Here is a 24,796-nt window from a genome sequence, read left to right on the forward strand (position 1 = left end):
TTTCGACCTTGCCCTAGGTTGATGCAAAGGTTGAAGGTGGCGACAGGTGCTAAGGTGATTTCCAAGTTAAAGCGCGTCTGGCATATCTTTTATGCCGTTTGGCAAACTGCCGGAGAAAAGCATCTAGGTTTGATTGCTGCTGGCGTGGCATTCTTTGGCATATTCGGGATCTTTCCCGGCATTGCTGCGGTAATCGCGATCTTTGGGTTGTTGGCGGACCCCGTCGTGATTTCTGAGCAGCTGGTTTTGATGGATGAAATCATCCCGCCTGATGCTTATCGACTGTTGTCGTCACAGATAAACCGTTTGGTTCTTGCTCCACCTGAAAAACTTGGTTGGGCGACCGTGGTATCCATTTCCGTTGCGCTTTGGTCGTGTCGTGCGGGTGTCGGGGGGTTGATCGGTGGCTTGAATGCGATTGCGGGCCAGCGGCAGCGTAATGGCATTTTACAGGTGTTAATCGCATTTGCGCTGACAATTGCATTGGTCTCGCTTGCGATTGTTGCGTTGACCGCTGTTGTCATTCTGCCGATCGTTCTTGCGTTCGTCCCCGTAGCTGCGTCAACTATCTGGATTGTGGAAGGGACGCGTTGGTTGATCGCACTCGGGGTATTGATGATGGGGTTGAGCTTACTGTACCGCTTTGGTCCGGCACGTATTGGCCCGCGTGGGCGCTGGATGACTGTCGGTGCATTTACGGTGATCATTCTTTGGGTCGTTGTATCAATTGCACTGTCGTACTACCTGACTAATTTCACAAGCTATAACGAAGTCTATGGATCAATTGGTGCGGTGATTGGTCTTTTGCTGTGGCTGTATGTGACAGCCTATTTGATCTTGCTTGGCGCCGCCCTCAATGTCGAAGTTCATGGGTATGATGTGCCGCCATCCACAGGCGACACGTCATTTTTGGACGAAAACTAGGTAACCGCTGAACGGGCCTGATATGCGGGGCTATTCCAAAGCTTGTTTTGCATGACGTCGGCGATGATGCTGATTGCTTGATCAACATCCTCCGCGTCGATGAATAGTGGCGTAAATCCAAACCGCATGATGTTGGGCGCACGAAAATCGCCAACAACGCCACGGGCAATACAGGCCTGCATCGCCGCATATCCTTGATCAAACGCGAACGAAACCTGACTGCCGCGCTGTTCAGGGTCACGCGGGCTTGCAAGGGTTAGCATAGGGCAGGTGGCCTCGACGCCTTTGATGAAGCGTTCGCTGAGTTCGATCGAAGCGGCACGCAGTTTGCCCATGTCGACGGTGTCCCAGATATCCAACGCAGCACTCAACGCGGCCATTTGAATGACCGGGGGCGTACCAACACGCATGCGTTCGATTCCAGTGCCGGGGCGATAATCGAGGTCAAAGGCAAAAGGGGCTTCGTGTCCCAACCATCCAGACAGCGCGGGCTGACAGTTTTCGACATGCTGAGGTGCCACATAGATGAACGCCGCTGCCCCCGGTCCACCGTTGAGGTATTTGTAACTACATCCAACCGCAAAGTCGGCGTTGCATCCCATAACGTCGACAGGCAATGCGCCAGCTGAATGGGCCAAATCCCAAACGGTGACGGCCCCGACCGAGTGCGCCTTTGCAGTCAGATTGGCCATATCGTGCATCCGTCCGCTACGGTAATCGACTTGGGTCAGCATCAATACCGCGACTTCGTCGTTGATCGCGTTCTCAATGTCCTCGGGGGCCACGACGCGTAGCTCATGACCGCGACCAAGTGCCTTTATCAACCCGTCCGCCATGTAGATATCAGACGGAAAGTTGCCGCTGTCAGTCAGAATGACTTTGCGATCCGGGACCAAATCAACCGCCGCAGCGAGCGCTTGGTAAACCTTGATAGATAACGTATCGCCAAGCACGACATACCCTGTCGGCGCGCCAATCAACCGACCGATACGATCACCTAAGTTGGTCGGTTGTGCCATCCAACCGGCCTTGTTCCAGCCGGTGATTAGCATTTGTCCCCATTCGTCGCTCACTGTCTGGGCAACCCGTGATTTGGCCGCCTTGGGAAGGGGGCCAAGCGAATTGCCGTCGAGATAGATCATACCTTCTGGCAGGTCGAACTGTGCCTTCGTGACGCTAAAATCTGTCATAGGCCGACCAACATCACGAATAGCGCGAGTACCGCCGGGATAGATTGGAAGTAAAGTGCAGACTTAATGTCGCTTAGGTAGCCAACGACTCCAGCAACAAGCACACAAGCTACGACAAACGCGACCAGTTGGGTATTTCCCAACAGCATGCCAACAATAATGCCCGCCGCCAGAAACCCGTTATACAAACCTTGGTTCAGCGCGAGCGATTTTGTCTGCGTGGCGAATTCTTCGGTCGTACCAAAGACGCGCCGACCGCGCGGTTTGTCCCACAGCAGCATTTCAAGAACCGTGATGTAAACATGGATCGCAGCAACGATCAGCGCGAGAATTGTTGAAAGCATTTGCTTTTCCTTTTTAGGGGCAGGTTTGACCGCCCGCGATTTCAATCGTTTGACCGTTCACGCTGCGTGCACCATCGCTGCAAAGCCACAGCGCGGCTGATGCGATTTCATCGACACCCAGCAGTTTGTTATGCCGGTTGCCTGCGGCCATTCGTGCGGTTGCATCATCTTCGGTCATACCAAAACGGGCTTGCATGCCTGTGATCTGATTACGCACGATATCGGTGTCCACATAGCCGGGGCAAAGCGCGTTGAACGTGATGGGGCGGCCCATGTATTCCTCGGAAAGCCCATGAATAAGGCCAATGACCCCATGCTTGCTCGTGGTGTAGGGGACCGCGTTTTTCAATCCGCGTACCCCAGCGATTGAGCTGACAGCAATCATCCGGCCCGGCGTGTCGTCGATCAATGTTTCAAGAGCCGCCTGTAGGGTCAGAAACACACCGTCCAGATTTGTGGACATCATTTTGCGCCAATCTGAGAGGCTGGTTTTCGCGAATGACCCGGCAGTGGCGATGCCCGCATTTGCAACGCAGATTTGGATCGGTCCACGTTCTTTGGCTGCCTGCGCGATACCGTCACGAACTGATGCCTCGTTCGATACATCCATTTCAAGCGTGTGTAGGCGTGGATGTGCCTGTGCCAGTTCCGCCAGCTTTTCGACGCGGCGACCCGTGATCGTCACCTCTGCGCCGGCATTTGCCAATGCCACAGCAATCGCCGCGCCGATGCCCGTGCCGCCCCCGGTCACAAGTGCATGTTTCCCTTGGTGTTCCATCGCAAATCCCCCTTTTGAAATGCATGGTATCTCGCGCTGAACAATGGACAAGCCCAATCGCCCAAGTCAGTGTGATAAGGGCGGAATAGGGCGATCTGTTTTGTGTTGATTGTCGTTGTGTCGTTACGTTTAGTTAGAAGACTGTTTGTAGTCCTGTTTTCGAGATGTTTTATTGTCCTGATGAGGGGTGAATCATACCAAAAGTTTCGCGCAAAATTTGCGCGTTTTGTACGAGAAGCGCACTGTCCGTATGGGCTGTTAGCGTATGACATAAGGAAAACAGGGGTTTGGGAGTTGTAATATGCTAGTCTGCCATATAACAAATCGCGGATTGCTGACTGATTAATGGGGGATTGTCTGTGAAAATCGGCACACCAAAAGAGACGTTTGAAGGCGAGAATAGGGTCGCGATGACCCCGGCCTCGGCCAAAGATTTGCAAAAGCTGGGCTATGAATGCTTGATCGAAACCGGCGCGGGCACGGCTGCTGGTTTTTCGGACCAAGCTTATGCTGATGCTGGCGTTGAGGTCGTAAAAACGGGTGCTGCGCTGTTCAAGGCGGCTGATATCGTCGCCAAGGTTCGCCCACCGTCAGACACCGAAGTAAAGCGGTTGCGCGATGGGCAGACGCTGATTTCCTTCTTCTATCCAGCGCAGAACGCTGAGCTGATGGACGCCGCCAATAAAAAAGGCGCAAGCGTTATCGCGATGGACATGGTTCCGCGCATCAGCCGCGCCCAAAAGATGGACGCGCTTTCGTCGATGGCAAACATCGCCGGTTATCGCGCCGTGATCGAGGCTGGTAACAACTTTGGACGTTTCTTTACCGGGCAGATCACAGCGGCAGGTAAAGTTCCGCCAGCAAAGGTACTGGTCGTGGGGGCAGGCGTTGCCGGTCTTGCTGCGATTGGTACGTCAACCAGTCTTGGTGCGATCACATATGCATTCGACGTACGCCCAGAAGTGGCCGAGCAAGTTGAATCTATGGGCGCTGAATTTGTGTTCCTTGACTTTGAAGAAGAACAGCAAGACGGCTCCGCGACAGGCGGTTATGCCGCTGTTTCTAGCCCTGAATTTGCGGCGGCCCAATTGGCCAAGTTCCGTGAAATCGCGCCAGAAATGGACATCGTTATCACAACAGCCCTGATCCCAGGCCGCGACGCGCCAGAGCTATGGACCAAAGACATGGTCGAAAGCATGAAGCCGGGTTCGGTTATTGTTGACCTCGCGGCTGAACGTGGCGGTAACTGCAAGCTGACCGTAAAAGATGAAAAGATCGTCACGGAAAACGGCGTGACAATCATCGGCTACACAGATTTCCCAAGCCGGATGGCAGCGCAGGCTTCAACGCTTTACGCGACGAACATTCGCCACATGATGACGGATCTGACGCCCGAAAAAGACGGTGTGCCAAATCACAACATGGAAGATGATGTGATCCGGGGGGCGACTGCGACCCATAAGGGGGAAATTACTTTCCCACCGCCACCGCCCAAAGTGGCAGCGATTGCTGCTGCTCCGAAAAAGGAAGCTCCAAAAGAGCTAACAGCTGAGGAGAAGCGCGCGAAGGAAGTTGCTGACTTCAAAGCACAAACCAAAAACCAAGTGACCCTTCTAGCCGTTGGTGCGGCGCTGTTGCTTGGCGTCGGCCTTGTCGCTCCGGCCAGCTTTATGCAGCACTTTATCGTCTTTGTGTTGTCAGTATTCGTCGGCTTCCAAGTCATTTGGAATGTCTCGCACTCGCTTCATACACCGCTGATGGCGGTGACGAACGCGATTTCATCAATCATCATACTTGGTGCGCTTATGCAGATCGGATCAGGGTCAGCCCTTGTGATCATTCTGGCGGCACTGTCGGTCTTTATGACTGGTATCAACATCTTTGGTGGTTTCCTCGTGACACGGCGCATGCTCGCCATGTTCCAGAAGTCGTAAGGGAGTAAGGGACAATGGATTTCGGATTTACAACAGCGGCCTATGTGGTCGCAGCGATCCTCTTTATCCTCTCGCTTGGGGGGCTTTCGGGGCAGGAAAGCGCAAAACGCGCTGTATGGTATGGCATCGCAGGCATGGCGCTTGCGGTTGTCGCAACTCTAATCGGACCGGGTTCTGGTCTATGGTTCTTGTCGCTAGTACTGATCGCTGGCGGTGGTGCCATCGGTTACATGCTGGCCACAAAGGTTCAGATGACCCAAATGCCAGAGCTGGTCGCAGCGATGCACAGCCTCGTTGGCTTGGCCGCAGTGTTTGTCGGCTTTATCGCCCACTTTGAAATCGGGAATGTACAAAGCGGCATTTACGGCGATGATCTGGGCACGTTCGCTGACCTTATCGCGCATAAGTCAGCGGTTGAGATCAACATCCTGCGCGTTGAGCTGTTCCTTGGCATCTTTATCGGTGCGGTTACGTTCACAGGTTCGGTCATTGCGTATGGCAAGCTGGCTGGCAAAGTGAACTCTGCCGCGACGAAACTGCCGGGCGGTCACATGCTGAACGCGGGTGCTGCGATTATCTCAGTGATCGCGCTGATCTGGTACTTCAATACTGGTGCGTTCCTGCCTCTGTTCGTGATGACGCTGATGGCGCTGTTCATCGGTTATCATCTGATCATGGGAATTGGTGGCGCGGATATGCCTGTCGTTGTTTCCATGCTGAACAGCTACTCTGGCTGGGCGGCTGCCGCGATTGGTTTCAGCCTTGGCAACGATCTGTTGATCGTGGTGGGGGCGCTGGTTGGTTCTTCTGGTGCGATCCTGTCCTACATCATGTGTAAGGCGATGAACCGCAGCTTTGTTTCCGTGATCCTTGGTGGCTTCGGAGGTACTGCTGGGCCGCAGATGGAAGTCGAAGGCGAGCAGGTTGCGATCGATGCAGACGGTGTTGCAACTGCGCTGAACGAAGCTGACAGCATCATCATCATCCCCGGCTATGGCATGGCGGTGGCGCAGGCGCAGCAAAGCGTGTCTGAACTGGTGCGCAAGCTACGTGCCAAGGGCAAGAACGTGCGCTTTGCCATTCACCCTGTTGCGGGGCGTCTGCCGGGCCACATGAATGTGCTACTAGCCGAAGCCAAAGTGCCCTATGACATCGTGATGGAAATGGACGAGATCAACGAAGATTTCCCTGATACGGATGTTGCTATCGTGATCGGATCCAATGACATCGTGAACCCAGCGGCGCAAGACGATCCAAACAGCCCAATCGCAGGGATGCCTGTTCTGGAATGCTGGAAAGCGAAACAGGTGTTTGTATCCAAACGTGGTCAAGGTACTGGCTATTCCGGCATCGAAAACCCGCTGTTCTTCAAGGAAAACACGCGGATGTTCTATGGCGACGCGAAAAAGTCATTGGACGAGCTGCTGCCAAAAATCGACTAAGTTTGGTGGATTAAAATCCACCCTACGCAGGCCTCGCCATTTATTTGGCGGGGCCTTTTCGTTTTGCTGAGGACATGCTTCCAACGAATGTTAGAAGTTCGTGAGAACTTGGTGGAAAGCTAACGGCGACTAAAATCCCCGTAGTGGTTGCCGCCATATTAGCAAGAAATAGTTCCCACCTTACTGCTAAAGAATAGTTGTTTTTACTTGCCGTTAAGCTACCGCGTGAGCGACCCTGTAGATGCAGCCGCAGATATGGAGACTTCGTATGCCAGTCACAGTTGGCCCGATCACCCTATATATGGGCCCCGATACCGTGGGTGGTCCAGATAGCCTTGAGGCTCCGATTATTGAGTTCATCGGTGCCGCCCAGAATGAATTGTTGGTCTGTGTGCAAGAGCTTGACCATCGACCAATCGCAGACGCCCTCATTGCCGCGTCGCGATGCGGTGTGCGCGTGCGTGCGATTATGGAGCAGGATTACCTGCGAGAGAAAAACGCACCTGATCCCGATAGTCTTGGTACGCAAGAGGTAAACCGCGAATTACTGATGCGTATCTTGCGGGCGGGGGTGGACGCCAAAGCGGATTATAACCCAGCCATTTTCCATCAGAAATTTATGATCCGCGATCGGGCTTCTGTCCTGACTGGGTCGACCAATTTCACGACAACGGGTGTGACCAAAAACCTGAACCATATCTGCGTGATCCATGACGTCGAGGTCGCCCGCGAATATGGTCGTGAATTTCGGCAACTTCGGCAGGGGACATTCGGCGCACGCAGCCTATTGATGCCGCGCAAACCGCTTGAAGGGCATGTCGTGGGCGGCATTCGTATCAAACCACTCTTTGCGCCGGATCACATGCCAGAGATGGAGTTCATTAAGCAGATGATCAAGGCGGAGAACCGGATTGATTTTGCAGTTTTCACATTTGCGCAATCTTCAGGAATTGACGATGCACTGGTGAATGCACAACAAAAGGGATTGGTTGTGAACGGCGTTTTGGACCGGCGCCAAGCCAACCAAAAATGGGCGTCGAAACGCACCCTGACTGATGGCGGTGTAACATTGCACCAAAACCGCACGGGTACTGGCGTGCGCAAAATCCACCACAAGCTGATGGTTATGGATGATGGGCTGACGATTGTTGGTAGTTACAACTACACTGGTCCCGCGAATTTGGTGAATGATGAAAACATCATCGTACTAGGTGATCTTGATTTGCCTGACGGTGCAGACCGCGATGCGCAGATGGCGCTTGGCACTTATGCACGCTCCGAAATTGAGCGCATCATCACGCAGCAGTCAGAGCCGATCCCCGTTTGACGATTTTATGCTTGAGCTGGAGTGCACTCCAGCTTGTAGGCTGAGACGAATCAAAGACAAAGGTGGATAAATTATGCTGATTGGCGATGTTGCGAAGCAAAGTGGTCTGACGGTCGATACCTTGCGGTTCTACGAGAAAATTGGGTTGATCGCGCCGCCGATGCGCAATGACGGTGGGCGGCGTGTCTATGGCGAAGACGTGCTTGGGTGGATCAAGTTCTTAGAACAGTTGAATGCGACAGGAATGAAGCAGGCGGATCGTATCCACTATGCCGCTTTACGCCAGCAGGGGGATGCGACCCTAAGCGAGCGGCGAGAAATGTTAGAATTACACCGGGAAACGATCAAAGAACAGCTTGCGTTGATGCAGGATACCTTGGCTCTCATGGATCGCAAGGTCGCCGCTTATCAGGAAATGGAAGCCAAAGCGAAAGGGCACTAAGATGACGTTAACTGCATTAGAAAAAGGGCGTGCGCATATCGCGAAGATGAGCCCGGGTTTGGAAGAAACGCTTTCAGGCCGTTATGATCACTTAGTACCTGATATGGCCGAAAGCCTGATTGAATGGGCATATGGACGCCATTATGTCCGCGAAGGCTTGGATGTGAAAACCCGGCAACTTTGTACTGTGGCAGCATTGACGGCGTTAGGTGGCCAGACCGGTCCGCAGCTTAAGATTAACATCGCACATTCACTGGCAGTCGGGGTGACAGACAAAGAACTGGCCGAGGTCATTTGGCAGATGTCGGTTTATGGGGGCATGCCCGCAGCAATAAACGGTTTGAATGCTCTGCTTGAGGTGCAAGCAGAGCATTAGGTTTATTGACCGCGAATACGTGGGTCTAGCGCGTCACGTAGCCCGTCACCGATATAGTTGACGGCCAAAACAGTCAGTGAAATCGCGAGGCCAGGCCAGATGACGCGCTCTGGGAAAGCAGTCATCCGGTCGACGCTATCAAACAGGATTTTCCCCCATGTGGGGAAATCTGATGGAAACCCAAGTCCAAGGAAAGACAGCGCGCTTTCGGTGATGATAGCGGTGGCAAGACCCAGTGTCGCTGACACCATAATCGGTGACATTACGTTAGGCAGTAAATGCCGCGTTATCATACGGCGGGCAGGGGTCCCGATAGACCGCGCTGCCAATACAAATTCACGTTCTTTCAGCGCCATAACATCACCACGGACGATCCGCGCGGTTTGCATCCAAGATGTGATCCCGATGCCCGTCACGATCAAAATGAAGATCCCGTTTTCTGGCCCAAAAGTAGCACGCAGCGGGTCGCGGAATAGCAGCATCATGACCAGTAAAAGTGGCAGCAATGGCAGCGCAAGAACAAGGTCCGTAAAGCGCATCAACAGCCCGTCCAGTCGCTTAAAGTATCCTGCCAGAACCCCGATCAACGTCCCAAGGAACACGGCCAATATCATCGCGGTCCAACCAACGGCCAGCGACACCCGACCACCCGCCATGATGTTCGCCATGATATCGCGGCCTAGGTTGTCGGTGCCCATCGGGTTGGCCCATGCGACTTTGGCGTCGCCGCCGAACAATCCCATGTAGATCGGTCGCACGTTTTTATTACGGATATTGAGCTTACCCGGGTCCACGTCCCAAAGCACAGGACCAAGCGTGACAAACAGCGTGATGAAAATCAGAAAGCATAACCCGGCGACAGCACCTTTGTGCGTTCTAAACTGTGCCCAGACATCCCACCATTGGTTGCGTGGTTTTTCGACGGCGTTCAGGGTGGCATCAGTCATAGCGGATCCTCGGGTCAAGAATGCCGTATAGAACATCGGCAATCAGGTTCATCATGACGATCAGTACCGCCAGCAGGAATGTGATGGTCATGACCATCGGGATGTCGTTGCCTTGCAGCGCGATAATCAGCAACTGCCCAAGCCCGTTCACTTTGAATATCTGTTCGGTAATGATGGCTCCGCCAAAGATCGCGGGGATACCAAGCGCGATAACGGTCACAACTGGGATCATCGAGTTGCGCAGCACATGCTTTAGAACCACGACGCTTTCGGTCATGCCTTTGGCACGGGCAGTGCGGACGTAATCTTGGGTTAGGTTGTCGAGCATGGACGCACGCATGTATCGGCTGACTTGCGCCGTTGTTTGCAGGGCTAACACCATGACGGGCATCACCATCTGGCGCAGCTGAAACACAAAGCTATCCCAGTCGCTTACCACATGGGTAGTATCATAGATTGATGGGAGCCACTTGAGTTGAACCGAGAAAATAACGATTAGCAATACGCCGGAAAAGAAAGGCGGAACAGAAAAGCCGATCATCGACACGAACGTCCCCGCCTGATCAAAGACTGAATACTGGCGGTATGCACTGATGATCCCAATCGGCAGGGCAATCAGCACGCCGACGACATAAGACATACCAACCACCCAAAGTGTCTGCGGCATCCGTTCTGCGATGATTTCGAATACAGGGCTACGGGATTGAAAGCTAATGATCCGTTGCGCGCCATCGGCAAAGTTAGTCCCAAAGGCATTATCGATCCAATATTGGGGTTCGACGATAAAGAACTGCTTTAACCAAAGCGGAAAGCGCACCCACCAAGGTTCGCCAAGTCCCAGCGCAAGGCGCATTTTTTCTTTGACCTCGGGCGGGATGGTCAACGGCATTTGCGCCATTGGATCGCCAGGGGCGAGCTCAAGTAACATGAAGATCACGAAAGCGATGAACAAAAGCGTCGGGATCGAGATGAGCAATCTGCGAATAGTATAGATCAGCACTGGCAACGCCTTTGGTCAGAACTTTGGAGAAGAGGCAGGGCGAAAGAAGTCCGCCCTGCATTGCTTTGAAACAGGGGTGGGTTAAAACCCACCCTACATGGCCTTAGCGGTTGTCGCCGACACGGTACCAATCAGCTGCGTTCCACAGCTCACTGTCCCATGTGTTCAGTACAACGCCTGCAAGGCTGTTTGCATGCGCCGAGACGCGACCGCGATCAACCAGTGGCACGATGGTCATCGTGTCTTTGGTCAACATGTCGTTCAGCGCAATCGCGATGCGGCTACGCTCTGCTTGATCGGCTGTGGCGCCCAGTTCTGCGACCAATGCGTCATACGCAGGATCACAGAAACGGTTGATGTTTTCACCCTGCCACTGGCTTTCAGGCTTTGGTGCCTTATCGCAAGTGTATTGGCCAAGGTAGGCCTGCGGGTCGGTGCCATCAAAGTTGTTAGCGTACATTTCAACGTCTGCATAAAAACGCTGGAATGTGTCAGGCGAACCTGGGTCGCCACCAAAGAAGACAGAGGAATCGATATTGCGCAGTTCGGTTTCAACACCGATTTCGCCCCACCATTCTTTGATCAACGCTTGGAAATCCTGACGGACTGCGTTTGTCGATGTTTGGTAAAGGATGCGCAGTTCAACGCCATCTTTTTCACGGATACCGTCGCCATTGCTGTCGACCCAACCTGCGTCATCCAGCAGCGCATTTGCGCCTTCGATATCTTGGACCAAGCAACCTGTGTTTTCAGTCGACGCATAGATTTCGGGGCCAGGAACAAGGTTACAAGTCGGACGACCAGCCTGACCATAGCCAACTTCGACCAGAAGGTCGCGATCGATAGCCATGGAAAGCGCACGGCGCACAGCTTCGTCGCTCAGGAACGGGTGAGGTGCAGCAGCGGTGGCACGAACGCCTTCCTCCAAGGATGGAGATGGGTCGGTCATGTTCATTTCTAGACGTTCGACCAATGTGCCAAATGCCGATACAGGTGTACCAACGCCAGCTTCGGCCATGGATGCGATGACATCGGGTGCCAGTTGCAAGTTCCAAGCATAGTCAAATTCGCCGGTTTCCAGAACGGCACGACCTGCAGCAGTCGCGTCACCGCCACCTTTGAAAGTCACTGTTGCAAATGCTGGTTTGCTTGGGTCACGGTAGTTGTCGTTTGCGACAAGTTCGATCACGTCATTTGTACGGAAATCAGTCACAACGAATGGACCAGTACCAATTGGGCCAAAGTTAGCGTCCGTACATTCCGGGGCCTTAGCGCCAAGACATTCAGCGAATTGTGCGGCTTGGATGATTGGGGACTGCCCGCCCATGAATGGCTGATATGGGTTTGGCTGTGCTGCACCAAAAGTGACTTTTACAGTCAGGTCGTCCAGCGCTTCAACAGTTTCCACACCATCAAATTTTGACAACTGGGCGCAACCGCCTTCTGGGTCCATGCAGTATTGTGCCGTGAAAACGACGTCTGCGGATGTTACAGGTGTGCCGTCTGACCAAAGCAAGCCTTCTTTTAGCTTCCAAGTGATTGTCGTCAGGTCTTCGGAGACACCGCCGTTGCCTACCGTCGGAATCTCTTCTGCCAGATAAGGAACCATCGCACCTGTTTGATCATAGCGCGCTAGAGGCTCGATGATCAGGCTGGATGCTTCGATGTCTTTTGTTCCGCCCGACAGATATGGGTTTAGGATTGATGGCGCTTGCCAGTAAATGATGTTGAGCTGACCGTCGCGACCGCGTTCGCCTTCATGCGCATCGGCAAATGCCATTGGCGTAAGGGCGACTGTCGCAACAGCACTAAGCAGAGCTGTCTTGAGTTTCATCTTATCTTCTCCTTGTTGGTGCTCTTGTTTGACCTCGGGACCTGCCGTTTAATCGGCAGTGTCGTTTGTATTTTGGTAAAGGTGACACGCCGTGAAACGGCCTGGCGCGACCTCAAAATATTCGGGTTCTACTGTTTTGCAGATATCCATCACGGATGGGCAGCGGGTACAAAAATTGCAGCCCTCCGGTGGGTTCGCTGGCGACGGCACATCGCCTTGCAAAACGATACGTTCGTTACTCGTCGCGAGGCTGGGGTCCGGTTCGGGTACAGCCGATAGCAATGCTTTGGTGTAGGGATGCAGCGGTTCTGCGTATAGCTCTTCTCGGGGGGCGAGTTCGACGATTTTGCCAAGATACATCACCGCAACGCGCGTCGCGATATGGCGCACCATTGATAGATCGTGGCTGATGAACAAGTAGGTCAGACCAAGCTGTTCTTGCAAGTCTTCAAGTAGGTTCACGACCTGCGCCTGAATAGATACGTCAAGGGCGGCAATGGGTTCATCACAAACGATAAATTTGGGGTTCAGAGCAAGTGCACGTGCGATCCCAATACGTTGACGCTGTCCGCCGGAAAATGCTTGCGGATAGCGTTTGGCAAACTGGCGGTTCAGCCCAACGGCATCCATCAGTTCGCCTACCTTCTCACGCTTTTCAGCTTCGGAAAGCTTGGTGTGTTCGTCCAAAGGTTCTTTGATGATCGCCTCAACGGTCATACGTGGGTTCAAAGACGCTTGCGGGTCTTGGAACACCATCTGCATGGTCGGGCGCATTTTACGCAGCTTGCTTTGTGAGGTATCGCCGATCTCTGCACCGTCAATCGTGATTTCACCCGAAGTGATATCGTACAGGCGCAACACGGCCCGTCCACATGTGGATTTGCCGCAGCCTGATTCACCAACCAAACCCAGCGTTTCGCCTTCCATGACGTCAAAGCTGACACCATCGACGGCTTTTACTTCGCCGACACGTCGTCGCAAAAGTCCGGCGTGAATAGGAAAGTGCATTTTTAGATCGCGCACGCTGACCAGTGGCGTTTGAGGGGTATCAAGCATCGCGGGGTGCTCCGGTACGGGCGTTATAGAAACAAGCGGCGTCGTGACCGGCACCTAAATCATAGCGTTGCGGGTTTTCATTTTCGCAACGGTCAAACGCGACATCGCAACGATCGCGGAACGGGCAAGATGCGGGTGCCGCTGTCATAATAGGTGGCTGACCTTCGATGACGGTTAGCCGGGCCGCGCGTTCGCCATGGATCGTGGGGATCGTTTTTAGCAACGCACGTGTATAGGGGTGCTGCGGATCATTAAACAGGTTCGCCACTGGTGCATGTTCAACCACCTGACCACCGTACATAACCATCACGCGGTCGGCGATCCCTGCAATTACACCTAAATCATGGGTGATCCAGATAACCGCCATGCCCAGTTTGGTTCGTAATTCTTTCATGAGTTCAAGAATTTGGGCCTGAATAGTGACGTCCAGCGCGGTGGTTGGTTCGTCAGCGATCAATACTTGCGGATCACAAGCCAGCGCAATCGCGATCATCACGCGCTGACGCATTCCGCCTGAAAACTGGTGTGGATAATCGTCCAAGCGGCGCTTGGCGTCTGGAATGCCAACAAGCTCTAGCAGCTCTTGCGAACGTACCGCGGCCTGTTTCTTTGACATGCTCATGTGTTTGCGCAGCGGTTCCATGATTTGGATACCAACAGTAAACACTGGGTTAAGCGAGGTCATCGGGTCTTGGAAGACAAATCCAATCTTGCCGCCACGCACTTTGCGCAGTGTCTCTGCATCGACGTTGAGCAGATCCTTGTCGTCAAACATGACGGACCCGTTGCGCACATCCGCAGGCGGAGAGGGCAGGAGCCCCAGCAACGACATCATCGTGACAGATTTTCCCGACCCACTTTCGCCAACAACGCCCAGCAGTTCGCCGGGACGCAGTGAGAAACTCACGTCATTTACGGCGTGCACTTCGCCGGATCGAGTTTTGAATACAGTTTTGAGGTCCCGGACATCCAGAACAGGCAAAGCCCCATCGGGCATATAGAACCTCCCACGTGGTTCGGATTAATTATTAGCACATCCACTGTTTTTTAGGCATTGTGGATTTTTACCAAACGGTAACATTTATTTTAGGGGCCGCAAGGCGTTTCAAGTTTGCACCTGCTGCATAACCACGCAAGACTGTATTTGCTGACACTTTAAACAGATGCTCATTCAAGTGGCGGCAATTGTAGCAAAAGAAGGAAAACGTATGACGCTCAGCGCGCGCGCTCTCATGGATCGTTTGGTTTCTTTTCCGACGGTTAGTACGGATAGTAACCTAGAACTTATTGAATTCGTTGAAGTATATTTATCAAGCATCGGCGTGGATTCGCATCGCGTGCCAAATGAGGATGGAACCAAAGCGGCAATTTACGCCCACGTCGGACCGCAGGTCGATGGAGGAATCGTTCTATCAGGACACACTGATGTGGTCCCTGTGGAAGGGCAGAATTGGGACAGTGATCCGTTCACGGTGACGGAACGTCAGGGCAACCTTTACGGTCGTGGCACATGCGACATGAAAGGCTTTGATGCGCTTGCTTTATGGGCAGTGACACTCGCCAGCCAAAAAGAATTAAAGCGCCCACTGCAAATCGCACTTAGCTATGACGAAGAAATTGGCTGCACCGGCGCACCACCCATGATTGAACATATGATCAGTAATGGAATGCCACGCGCGGATACCGTTATCGTTGGTGAACCATCAATGATGAAGGTCGTTACCGGGCATAAAGGTGGCATCGGATATCATATGCATTTTCATGGATTCGAAGTGCATTCATCGCTGCTTCATACGGGTGTCAGTGCAATCATGATGGCGGCGAAACTGATTGATTGGGCGAATCAGGTGAACGCGGAAAACGCAGCCAAACCAGTCATAAGTATTAATGCGGGTTTTGTGCCACCTTATACGACACTGCATGTTGGGACGATTAAGGGCGGTACCGCGCACAACATTACCGCAAAGGACTGCACTTTTGATGTGACGTTCCGGGTTGTACCCGGCGAAAGTATCACGCTTTGGCGTGCGCGGTTCTTGCAAAAGGTCGCTGATTTACAAGCCGAGATGAAAAATATCCATCCAGATGCGGGAATCACAGCGGAACAATTCTTTGTTCTTCCGGGGTTGGTACCTGAAGCAGACGGCAGTGCAGAATCAGTAGCGCGTCAATTGTCTGGTGCAAATGATAGCGATGTCGTCAGTTATGGCACAGAAGCCGGGCATTTTCAGGCACGTGGATATTCGGCTGTGGTTTGTGGACCGGGCAACATTGCACAGGCCCATCAGCCAAATGAATACATCAGCACCGAACAATTCCAACAAGGTGAGGCGTTCATGACCGCTCTCATTGAAAGACTTAGCTAAAATGATGCCGTTTCCAATTTCTATCGACGACCCGATCTCGTACCCCGGACCTCCCCCCTCAGACACAGATGTCGTCGTTGTCGGCGGCGGAATTATTGGCGTTATGTCTGCGTGGGAACTCGCTAAGCGCGGTGTCAAAGTCGTGTTGCTGGAAAAAGGCCGCATCGCCGCAGAGCAATCGTCGCGGAATTGGGGATGGATCCGGGCGCAGGGCAGGGACGCGGCCGAAGTCCCTATCATGCAAGAAGCAGCCACGATGTGGCGTCAGATGGCAGATGAGATAGGCGAAGATATCGGATTACGCCAAAGTGGCGTCACCTATCTTGCGGAGAATGAAAAAAATCTTGCTCGTTACGAAGGGTGGCTGCCGATCGCACATGATCACGGGCTCGATACGGTGTTAATGAGCGCGAAAGAAACGGCCGCAAAATTTGAAGGATCAGCCACCACTTGGGCCGGGGCATTATGGACGCCGGGTGATATGCGTGCGGAACCTTGGGTTGCTGTGCCCGCGTTGGCCCGCGCTGCTGTCCGCGATGGCGTAACAATTGTGGAAAGTTGCGCCGCGCGCATGATCGAAACCAAAACAGGACGCGTGTCTGGTGTCATCACAGAATCGGGCACCATTAACGCATCATCTGTTGTTGTTGCCGGCGGGGCTTGGTCATCACTATTTCTGCGTCGTCACGGTGTCAAAATTCCACAGCTATCTGTGCGTGCGACCGTCGCGGCGACCGCGCCTGTTGAAAACGTCCACGATGGTGCCGCCGTCGATGATCGACTTGCATTTCGCAGACGTCAAGACGGCGGATATACCTTGGCTGCATCGGGGTTTCATGAGCTTTATGTAGGACCAGATGCGTTTCGGGCCTTGGGGAGCTTTGCCGGGCAGTTAATGCAAGACCCACTAGGGACACGGCTAAAACCAGTGCCACCTCGAGATTATCCAGATGCTTGGGGTACCTCACGCCGCTGGGAGGCAGATGCCGTTAGCCCTTTTGAGAAAATGCGCGTGTTGGATCCTGCACCGAACATGAAGAAAGTCGCGAGCATGGCTAAGTCATTTGCCGATACCTATCCACAGCTGGGTAAATTCGAGATTACGACAGCTTGGGCTGGTATGATTGATACCATGCCAGATGTTGTTCCCGTTGTAGACACCGTCAAGGAAATGCCCGGCCTGACGATTGCGACAGGGATGTGTGGTCATGGGTTTGGCATCGGTCCCGGCTTTGGCCGATTGGTTGCCCAGCTTGTGACGGGTGAGACCCTAAACCATGACATTAGCCGATTCCGGCTTTCCCGCTTTCACGACGGGTCCAAGCTGACGCTTGGCCCTAACCTTTGACCCACCTGTGACCTGTGCACAAACACGACACGATCACGCCTTACCTACTGGAGAGACCCAAATGCCCGTCAAAAACCGTTTTGCAGAGCTGCTGCCAGAAATCACCGCATGGCGACGAGACTTGCACGAAAACCCTGAAATCTTGTTCGAAACGCACCGGACCTCCGCGATGGTTGCCGACAAGCTTAAGGAATTCGGATGCGATGAGATCGTGACTGGCATCGGACGTACCGGCGTCGTTGGTGTGATCAAAGGTAAGACAGATAGCTCTGGCAAGGTGATTGGCCTGCGTGCGGATATGGACGCATTGCCAATCCACGAACAAACCGGGCTTGAGTACAAATCAAAGACTGACGGCGCAATGCACGCCTGTGGTCATGACGGCCACACAGCAATGCTACTGGGGGCTGCTAAATACCTGGCAGAGACGCGGAACTTTGACGGGACCGTTGTTGTGATCTTCCAGCCAGCAGAAGAAGGTGGCGGTGGCGGTCGCGAGATGTGCGAAGACGGCATGATGGACCGCTGGAATATCCAAGAGGTATACGGCATGCACAACTGGCCGGGCCACGAAGTCGGATCATTTGCCATTCGCCCCGGCGCGTTTTTTGCTGCCACAGACCAATTCGACATCACCATCGAAGGTCTGGGCGGACACGCAGCCAAGCCGCATCAGACAGTCGATTCTGTCGTTGTTGCCGCCCATGTCGTGACGGCGCTACAAACAATCGCCAGCCGAAATGCCGACCCAGTTGATCAGGTCGTTGTCTCTGTCACATCAATCGAATCTTCGTCCAAAGCGTTCAACGTCATTGCGCAGCGCGTCCATCTAAAAGGAACCGTGCGTACGATGTCGAAAGAGATGCGTGATCAAGCGGAAACACGTCTCAAAGCCATCTGCGAAGGGACAGCGGCGACATTTGGCGCGACTGCTGAAGTGACATATTATCGTGGCTACCCATGTATGGTGAACCACGAAGAACAGACTGAATTTGCTGCAGATGTGGCGAAGTCAGTTTCAGGCGACTGCGAAGATGCGCCACTGGTCATGGGCGGCGAAGATTTTGCATTCATGCTCGAAGAACGCCCGGGCGCGTATATCCTAGTCGGAAACGGCGATTCCGCCGACGTGCATAATCCGCATTACAATTTCAACGACGATGCCATCCCGGCGGGCTGTAGCTGGTGGGCCGAAATTGTTGAGAAACGTATGCCTGCTGCCTAACAAGAGGGGTGGGTTAAAACCCACCCTACGATCAGCCGCCTGTGTGTGACATGTGGCGGCTGACTTGTCCGTCGACCTTTTGCCGGGAATAGTCGAAATCGTGCCCTTTGGGCTTTAGGGCAATTGCGGCGCGGATGGCGTCGTCGAGCTCGGCGTCAGCTTCGGAGGCGCGTAGCGGACTGCGTAAGTCTGAATGCCCTTCTTGACCCAGACAGGTATAAATCTCGCCTGTGCAGGTGACCCGCACACGGTTGCAGCTTTCGCAAAAATTGTGGGACAGGGGGGTGATAAAGCCAATCTTCTGGCCTGTGCTTTCCATCCGTATGTAACGTGCCGGCCCGCCGGTTTTCTCGGCCAACTCAGTAAGGTCGGAGCGTGTAGCAAGTTGCGCACGCAGGTCCTTGAGCGACCAGTATTGACCAAAGCGATCTTCGTTGCCGATGTCGCCCATTGGCATGACCTCGATAAAGGTCAGATCCATATCGCGGGATGCACACCAATCAGTCAGCGTGAACAACTCGTCTTCGTTAAATCCCTTAAGCGCAACAGTATTGATCTTCACCCGTAGGCCAGCCTTTTGGGCGGCGTCAATGCCGCGGATCACTTGGGGCAGGCGGCCCCAGCGCGTGATGTCAGCGAATTTTTGTTCATCCAGCGTATCCAACGATACGTTAATCCGGCGGACCCCGGCAGCGTATAGATCGTCAGCAAAGCGTTCGAGCTGGCTCCCGTTTGTTGTGACGGTCAGTTCTTTCAACGCGCCACTATCAAGGTGCCGGGACATGCTGCGGAAAAACGTCATGATATCGCGACGGACCAAGGGTTCACCGCCCGTGATGCGCAGCTTTTTGACGCCAAGCCGAATAAAGGCTGAACACATGCGGTCGAGTTCTTCGAGTGTCAGTAGTTCTTTCTTTGGTAGAAAGGTCATGTTTTCGGACATGCAATAGACGCAGCGGAAATCGCAACGATCGGTTACCGATACCCGAAGGTATTCAATGGCGCGGGCGAATGGGTCGATCAATGGCTGGCTCATGCAGGTAACGTAGGGATGCGCGTTGATGAGCGCAAGCGCGCTGAGTGGTGTTGTAACCTTCCAAGGTGCTGATTAGGTTCACAGTATGAATGCAAAACTGATCCTCCCGCTTGTTGCCTTGGCTGGCTGTACGACACCTTCGTTTCAGGGTGTTTTCGCCCCGGCGAATACACCAGAGGTGTCCGCACCAACACCTACTTTGGACGAAACGCCTGCGCCGCCGCCAGCAAATGCCACAACGGTCGCACAATTTGACACAACAACAGAAGATGAACGCGCTGCGGCAGTGACGCAGGTTACAACCGCAGAGACACGTTTAGGCGTTTCAATTGCATCGCTTGGGTCGCCTGCAGACCCCGGGATTTGGTTGAAAACCCCGCTGGTAGATGAACTTAGCAAAGGGCGGATTGTTTATAACGGCGCCTCGGTGAACGTTGAATTGCGACCATCAGCGCGCGCGCCCGGCTCTGGCAGCCAAATCAGCCTTGCCGCGATGCGATTGATCGAAGCGCCGCTGACGAGCTTGCCGGAGTTGGAAGTGTTCAAACAATAGGTGGATTAAAATCCACCCTACGCCGGCAAGTTACGCTGGGCGGTTTTAACTGTAGATGGCTTCATGTCAGCAGCGTGGCGGGTCAAGAACATTTGAACGCGATCTGTGTCGTGTTTGGATAGCTCGCGTAGCCAAAGCCCCAACGCTTTTTGGATTTGACGGTCTTGATCGGTGATATAGCCAGCCGCCCATCCCATGACACGATCACGTACTGCAAGATCAGTCGGCTTTGGATTGTTTTTCTTTGTCCACGGTAGCGTCATGGTAAGTGCTGCGCGACGTGTCCACATGTGATCGGACACAGCCCATTTTGCGACGTGATCCAGACGGGTTGGGTCAGCAACAAGACGTTTTTGTCCTGCGGTGCTGACTTGATCTGCGATGGCCTCCTCGTCGAGATCAGGGACCCACGACGCGATCAAAGCCCATGCTTCGCTGTCGTCGGGGCGGATACGTGCCTGAACAAGCAATTTAGCGGCAGCGATGCGCGCTTCGTGGACATTACTTTTCCATAGCCCACGGGCCAGCGTAAGACGCGCGTCAAGGTCATCTTCGGCACGCCATTCTTTGACCATGTCGTCGATCGCCGGATTGGTCAGACCAAGGTAGGGGCGGTCGACCTTGTGGTACCGGTGCATTTCTGCGGCTTTGGCTGGATCGCCTGCTGCGCGTAATGCGTCCAAGGCTTCGCGTTTTGTGGTCATTCTACTGTCACCGATTTGGCTAGGTTACGTGGTTGGTCCACATCAGTACCCTTTGCGATGGCGGTATGATAGGCCAATAACTGCGCCGGAACCGCATAAAGGATCGGCGCAAGGAATGGATCAATTTCGGGCATTACAATCGTATCCCAGACACCTTGTCCGGCCTCGGCTGCGCCTTTCTGATCGGTGATTAAAAGAACCTTACCGCCGCGGGCCATGACTTCTTGCATGTTCGAGATTGTCTTGTCGAACAGCGCGTCACGCGGTGCCATGACAATCACTGGCACATGTTGGTCAACTAGTGCGATCGGCCCATGTTTCAATTCACCGGATGCGTAGGCTTCGGCGTGTATGTAGCTGATTTCTTTGAGCTTAAGCGCACCTTCGTGGGCGAGAGGATACATCGCGCCGCGTCCCAGAAAAAGGATATCGCGTGCTTCGGACAGCTCGGATGCGACGGATTTTATTTTATCTTCGACCCCAAGTGCCAAGTTTAAGATACCCGGCATACCGCGCAGGTTGCCCAGCTTTTCAGAGAGTTCGGCATCAGTCATTCGGCCACGCGCATGTGCGGCGTTCAAGGCAAGGATTGCCAGTGTCGTTAGTTGGCATGTGAAGGCTTTGGTTGACGCAACGCCGATTTCAGTACCTGCTAAGATTGGCAAAGAAAGGTTGCTTTCGCGTGCGATCGAGCTTTCGGGGACATTTACGACGGACACGATTTTTGCTGCTTTGCCGTCCATATAGCGCAGGGCAGCCAAGGTATCAGCGGTTTCACCTGATTGGCTGACGAATAGCGCAACGGTGCCCGGTGTGACCGGTGGTTCACGGTAGCGAAATTCTGACGCGACATCGACCTCTACCGGAATGCCCGCGATTTGTTCAAACCAGTATTTGGCAACCAAACAGGCATAGAACGCTGTGCCGCAGGCAACCATCGTCATGCGTTCGATTTGCGTGAAATCCAAGCCCGGTTCGGGCAGGGTCACGGCGGTTGCGTCAGCATTAATATAATGGGCGAGAGCGCCCTGCAGCACTGTTGGCTGCTCGGCGATTTCTTTGGCCATAAAATGTTTGTAACCGCTTTTGTCGACCTGCGCGGTGTCGATCTGGATCGTCTTAATCGCGCGATTAGCAATGTTTCCCGCACGGTCACGGATTTCGATTGAGGTGCGAGTGATGACTGCCCAGTCACCTTCCTCTAGGTAGCTGATCCGGTCTGTCATTGGGGCCAGTGCGATGGCATCGGACCCGACGAACATTTCTCCATCGCCATAACCGATTGCGAGGGGGGACCCTTTGCGCGCTGCTATGAGGAGATCTTCTTCGCCATCAAATAGGAAACAAAGAGCATATGCACCTTCGAGCCGGGCAATCGTTTGCGCTGCGGCATCCACAGGCGATAACCCTTGATCGCGGTAGTGCTGGGCGAGCAGCGCGACGGTTTCTGTATCGGTGTCCGTTTCGAACCCGATGCCTTCGGTGGCAAGAAACTCGCGTAGTTCGCGGAAATTTTCAACAATACCGTTGTGCACAACCGCAACGCCGCCAGCGCGGTGGGGGTGAGCGTTACCAACATTTGGGACGCCATGTGTTGCCCAACGGGTATGCCCGATCCCTGCCTTGCCTGCGAGCGGTTCATGAACAAGCAGATCGGAGAGGTTCACCAGCTTTCCAACGGCGCGACGGCGGTCCAGCCGCAGGTCATTCACAGTTGCGATTCCTGCACTGTCGTAACCGCGATACTCGAGCCGCTTTAACGCCTCGACTAAGATTGGCGCGGCTTCGTGATTTCCGAGCACACCTACAATACCACACATGGTTATTTTCCTTTTGCTTTAAGCGCACGCAATCTGTCGAACAGACGTACAGCGAGGCCAGCTTTGTTTTCTTGACGTGCACGGGCAAGGGCTAAATCGCCAGCAGGGACGTCACGCGTGATGATCGAACCAGAGCCAGTCATTGCCTCCGCGCCAACTTCGACAGGGGCAACCAGCATAGTATTCGATCCTATAAAGGCATCAGGCCCGATGGTTGTCTTGTGCTTAAAGAAACCGTCGTAATTGCAGGTGATGGTACCCGCGCCGATATTCGCGCGTGCGCCAATGGTTGCGTCGCCGATATAAGACAAGTGATTTACTTTGGCCCCTTCGTGAACCTGGGCATTCTTGATTTCGACGAAGTTCCCAACCTTTACGTCTTCGGCCAGCTCTGCGCCAGGGCGTAGTCGGGCATAAGGTCCGACAATTGCGCCGCGCGAAACATGGCAGCCTTCTAGATGTGAAAACGCGCGGATGGTTGCGCCCGTTTCAACGGTGACACCCGGCCCGAAAACGACATTGGGTTCGATAACTGTATCACGTCCGATAAAAGTATCATGAGCAAAGAACACGGTCTCTGGCGCGGATAGCGTCACACCGTCATTTTGGGCGTTCGCACGGGCGCGAGACTGATATAATGCTTCTGCACGTGACAGCTCTGCCCGAGAGTTGATACCAAGTGTTTCGGATTCGTCGCAGCGCACAACGGTCGCAGATAGGCCGCGTGCACGTGCAATCCCAACGATGTCGGTCAAATAGAACTCTTCAGCGGCGTTATCGTTTCCGACGGCGTCGATTAGATCAAAAAGAGCTTTTGAGTTAGCTGTAATAACGCCGCTATTGCAGAGAGTTACAGATCGTTCTTCGTCTGTTGCATCTTTGAATTCGACGATCCGATCTAATTGATCGTCTTTGGTGATCAATCTACCATAACGTTCAGTTACGTCTGCCTCAAATCCTAAAACAACCACATCGTGGGTTAGCCGCGCGGCCGTCATCGCAGCAAGCGTTTCTGGGCTGATAAATGGGGTGTCGCCATAAAGAACAATCGCGTCGCCGTCGAAACTAGATAGGGCTTCGCGGGCTTGTGCGACCGCATGCGCAGTACCAAGCTGTTCCGATTGCAATACGATTGTCGCATCTGGGTCATAGGCTTTCGCAGCTTTTTCGACCTCCGCTGCGCCATGCCCTGCGATTACAACAGTGTGTTCGGGATTGAGTGCGGCACCGGCCTTCATGGCATGCACAAGCATGGGCGCGCCAGCGATCTGGTGCAGCACCTTTGGCATGTCAGAGTTCATGCGGGTGCCCATACCGGCGCCAAGAATAATTAATGCGGTCGTCATTATTGCCTCAACCTATCTATTTGGTCCGTCTTCTACTTGGGTTTTTCATTATCACAAGGGGCAAGGGCTTCACATCAGTTTACATGGCGTTACAGATGGTGCCGACTGAATTCAAAAAGGGCCATCATATGCGCACCGTTATCTTTGACCTTGATGGAACACTTGCGGATACCAGTGGTGACCTGATCGCAGCCGCCAATAGCTGCTTTCGTGGGCTGGGTTTAGGTGATCTGCTGAATGTCGAACATGATGCAGGCACTGCATTACGTGGTGGGCGCGCAATGTTGACGCTGGGCTTTTCACGAGTTGAGGGCTTTGATCAGGATGAGGTTGATCGCCAATACCCGTTTTTGCTGAACGCTTATGCGGAAGACATCAACAGCCATACGGTGTTATACCCCGGCGCGATGGAGGCCGTCGAACAGCTTAAGTCATTGGGCTATGCTGTCGGTATTGCCACTAATAAGCCCGAAGGCCTTGCTGAAACCTTGATGCAAAGTCTTGGCGTGCGTAATGAATTCGCATCGCTTGTTGGGGCAGATACGTTGCCCGTTCGCAAGCCAGACCCAGAGCATCACTTTGAAGCGGTGCGCCGCGCGGGTGGGGACCCGCTCCAGTCCTTGTTGGTTGGCGATACTGCAACTGACCGTGATACATCCCGCAATGCTGGCGTGCCTTCTGTGCTTGTGACGTTTGGGCCGGGGCCGGATGATGTGCGTGCGTTAGAGCCTGAAGCAACGATTGATCATTTTGATGAATTGATCGGTGTCGTGTCAAAGTTGATCGGGTAACTATTGACGGCGC

The 24,796-nt window shown here is 53.7% G+C and carries 23 protein-coding genes; 11 read left to right on the forward strand and 12 right to left on the reverse strand.

The annotated features are described in order from the left end of the window. Positions 1 to 36 precede the first annotated feature (36 nt). On the forward strand, positions 37 to 924 hold the full coding sequence (locus CLV80_RS00365; protein ID WP_243394331.1) for a YihY/virulence factor BrkB family protein: 888 nt from the start codon (positions 37 to 39) through the stop codon (positions 922 to 924). On the opposite strand, the gene kynU is transcribed toward CLV80_RS00365, so the two are convergent. From kynU to CLV80_RS00380, 3 genes are read right to left on the reverse strand one after another with little or no spacing between them, the layout of a single operon-like run. Continuing rightward, a complete protein-coding gene (gene kynU / locus CLV80_RS00370) occupies positions 921 to 2,114 on the reverse strand; it encodes a kynureninase (RefSeq protein WP_106353582.1) in 1,194 nt (397 codons plus the stop codon). The genes CLV80_RS00365 and kynU overlap by 4 nt on opposite strands. After that, positions 2,111 to 2,458: a DUF1304 domain-containing protein gene (locus CLV80_RS00375; RefSeq protein WP_106353584.1), complete on the reverse strand. Its 348-nt coding sequence runs from the start codon at positions 2,456 to 2,458 to the stop codon at positions 2,111 to 2,113. The genes kynU and CLV80_RS00375 overlap by 4 nt, the downstream gene beginning before the upstream one ends. 13 nt (positions 2,459 to 2,471) lie before the next feature. Then, positions 2,472 to 3,236, reverse strand: coding sequence for an SDR family NAD(P)-dependent oxidoreductase (locus tag CLV80_RS00380; RefSeq protein WP_106353586.1), 765 nt, complete (start codon positions 3,234 to 3,236; stop codon positions 2,472 to 2,474). A gap of 359 nt (positions 3,237 to 3,595) precedes the next feature. Here CLV80_RS00380 and CLV80_RS00385 point away from each other — a divergent pair, with 359 nt between their 5' ends. From CLV80_RS00385 to CLV80_RS00405, 5 genes are all read left to right on the forward strand, one after another. Further along, positions 3,596 to 5,170, forward strand: coding sequence for a Re/Si-specific NAD(P)(+) transhydrogenase subunit alpha (locus CLV80_RS00385; RefSeq protein WP_106353588.1), 1,575 nt, complete (start codon positions 3,596 to 3,598; stop codon positions 5,168 to 5,170). 14 nt (positions 5,171 to 5,184) lie between these two features. Beyond that, entirely contained in the window at positions 5,185 to 6,612 is a 1,428-nt protein-coding gene (locus tag CLV80_RS00390; RefSeq protein ID WP_106353590.1) for an NAD(P)(+) transhydrogenase (Re/Si-specific) subunit beta, read from the forward strand. A gap of 268 nt (positions 6,613 to 6,880) precedes the next feature. Next, on the forward strand, positions 6,881 to 7,939 hold the full coding sequence (locus tag CLV80_RS00395) for a phospholipase D-like domain-containing protein (protein ID WP_165793278.1): 1,059 nt from the start codon (positions 6,881 to 6,883) through the stop codon (positions 7,937 to 7,939). Positions 7,940 to 8,012: 73 nt separating this feature from the next. Further along, the gene (locus CLV80_RS00400) at positions 8,013 to 8,381 is read left to right on the forward strand and encodes a MerR family transcriptional regulator (protein ID WP_106353594.1); all 369 of its coding nucleotides are present in this window, start codon (positions 8,013 to 8,015) and stop codon (positions 8,379 to 8,381) included. 1 nt (position 8,382) lies between these two features. Next, positions 8,383 to 8,757, forward strand: coding sequence for a carboxymuconolactone decarboxylase family protein (locus tag CLV80_RS00405; RefSeq protein ID WP_106353596.1), 375 nt, complete (start codon positions 8,383 to 8,385; stop codon positions 8,755 to 8,757). 2 nt (positions 8,758 to 8,759) lie between these two features. Here CLV80_RS00405 and CLV80_RS00410 read toward each other — a convergent pair whose 3' ends face one another. From CLV80_RS00410 to CLV80_RS00430, 5 genes are all read right to left on the reverse strand, one after another. Beyond that, positions 8,760 to 9,704: an ABC transporter permease gene (locus CLV80_RS00410; protein WP_207766458.1), complete on the reverse strand. Its 945-nt coding sequence runs from the start codon at positions 9,702 to 9,704 to the stop codon at positions 8,760 to 8,762. Beyond that, a complete protein-coding gene (locus tag CLV80_RS00415) occupies positions 9,697 to 10,704 on the reverse strand; it encodes an ABC transporter permease (RefSeq protein WP_106353600.1) in 1,008 nt (335 codons plus the stop codon). The genes CLV80_RS00410 and CLV80_RS00415 overlap by 8 nt, the downstream gene beginning before the upstream one ends. A 103-nt stretch (positions 10,705 to 10,807) precedes the next feature. Next, on the reverse strand, positions 10,808 to 12,538 hold the full coding sequence (locus CLV80_RS00420) for a peptide ABC transporter substrate-binding protein (RefSeq protein WP_106353602.1): 1,731 nt from the start codon (positions 12,536 to 12,538) through the stop codon (positions 10,808 to 10,810). A gap of 48 nt (positions 12,539 to 12,586) precedes the next feature. Further along, positions 12,587 to 13,594 (reverse strand): ABC transporter ATP-binding protein, encoded by a 1,008-nt coding sequence (locus CLV80_RS00425; RefSeq protein WP_106353604.1) that lies wholly within the window; start codon positions 13,592 to 13,594, stop codon positions 12,587 to 12,589. Further along, positions 13,587 to 14,591, reverse strand: coding sequence for an ABC transporter ATP-binding protein (locus CLV80_RS00430; RefSeq protein WP_106353606.1), 1,005 nt, complete (start codon positions 14,589 to 14,591; stop codon positions 13,587 to 13,589). Before CLV80_RS00430 ends, CLV80_RS00425 begins: the two co-directional genes overlap by 8 nt. A gap of 211 nt (positions 14,592 to 14,802) precedes the next feature. Here CLV80_RS00430 and argE point away from each other — a divergent pair, with 211 nt between their 5' ends. The 3 genes from argE to CLV80_RS00445 all read left to right on the forward strand — a co-directional run bounded on the left by argE (position 14,803) and on the right by CLV80_RS00445 (position 18,533). Continuing rightward, complete coding sequence (argE, locus tag CLV80_RS00435; RefSeq protein WP_106353608.1) at positions 14,803 to 15,960, forward strand: acetylornithine deacetylase; 1,158 nt, start codon at positions 14,803 to 14,805, stop codon at positions 15,958 to 15,960. A 4-nt stretch (positions 15,961 to 15,964) separates the two neighbouring features. Beyond that, positions 15,965 to 17,308 (forward strand): NAD(P)/FAD-dependent oxidoreductase, encoded by a 1,344-nt coding sequence (locus tag CLV80_RS00440; RefSeq protein ID WP_207766475.1) that lies wholly within the window; start codon positions 15,965 to 15,967, stop codon positions 17,306 to 17,308. A gap of 61 nt (positions 17,309 to 17,369) precedes the next feature. After that, the gene (locus CLV80_RS00445) at positions 17,370 to 18,533 is read left to right on the forward strand and encodes a M20 aminoacylase family protein (protein ID WP_106353613.1); all 1,164 of its coding nucleotides are present in this window, start codon (positions 17,370 to 17,372) and stop codon (positions 18,531 to 18,533) included. Positions 18,534 to 18,564: 31 nt separating this feature from the next. Here the strand turns inward: CLV80_RS00445 and moaA are convergent, their stop codons facing one another. Continuing rightward, positions 18,565 to 19,569, reverse strand: a complete 1,005-nt coding sequence (gene moaA, locus CLV80_RS00450) for a GTP 3',8-cyclase MoaA (protein ID WP_106353615.1) — start codon at positions 19,567 to 19,569, stop codon at positions 18,565 to 18,567. Positions 19,570 to 19,654: 85 nt separating this feature from the next. Here moaA and CLV80_RS00455 point away from each other — a divergent pair, with 85 nt between their 5' ends. Beyond that, positions 19,655 to 20,122, forward strand: coding sequence for a D-galactarate dehydratase (locus tag CLV80_RS00455; RefSeq protein WP_165793279.1), 468 nt, complete (start codon positions 19,655 to 19,657; stop codon positions 20,120 to 20,122). 17 nt (positions 20,123 to 20,139) lie between these two features. Here the strand turns inward: CLV80_RS00455 and CLV80_RS00460 are convergent, their stop codons facing one another. The 3 genes from CLV80_RS00460 to glmU are packed head-to-tail and all read right to left on the reverse strand — an operon-like array spanning position 20,140 to position 23,992. After that, complete coding sequence (locus CLV80_RS00460; RefSeq protein ID WP_106353617.1) at positions 20,140 to 20,826, reverse strand: DNA alkylation repair protein; 687 nt, start codon at positions 20,824 to 20,826, stop codon at positions 20,140 to 20,142. Then, entirely contained in the window at positions 20,823 to 22,646 is a 1,824-nt protein-coding gene (gene glmS / locus CLV80_RS00465; protein ID WP_106353619.1) for a glutamine--fructose-6-phosphate transaminase (isomerizing), read from the reverse strand. Before glmS ends, CLV80_RS00460 begins: the two co-directional genes overlap by 4 nt. A gap of 2 nt (positions 22,647 to 22,648) precedes the next feature. Beyond that, on the reverse strand, positions 22,649 to 23,992 hold the full coding sequence (gene glmU / locus CLV80_RS00470; RefSeq protein WP_106353621.1) for a bifunctional UDP-N-acetylglucosamine diphosphorylase/glucosamine-1-phosphate N-acetyltransferase GlmU: 1,344 nt from the start codon (positions 23,990 to 23,992) through the stop codon (positions 22,649 to 22,651). A 128-nt stretch (positions 23,993 to 24,120) separates the two neighbouring features. Here glmU and CLV80_RS00475 point away from each other — a divergent pair, with 128 nt between their 5' ends. Next, positions 24,121 to 24,783, forward strand: a complete 663-nt coding sequence (locus tag CLV80_RS00475) for an HAD-IA family hydrolase (protein WP_106354400.1) — start codon at positions 24,121 to 24,123, stop codon at positions 24,781 to 24,783. Positions 24,784 to 24,796: the final 13 nt, after the last annotated feature.

It is taken from the genome of Yoonia maritima (assembly GCF_003003285.1).
In the GTDB taxonomy this organism is placed as follows: Bacteria; Pseudomonadota; Alphaproteobacteria; order Rhodobacterales; family Rhodobacteraceae; genus Yoonia; species Yoonia maritima.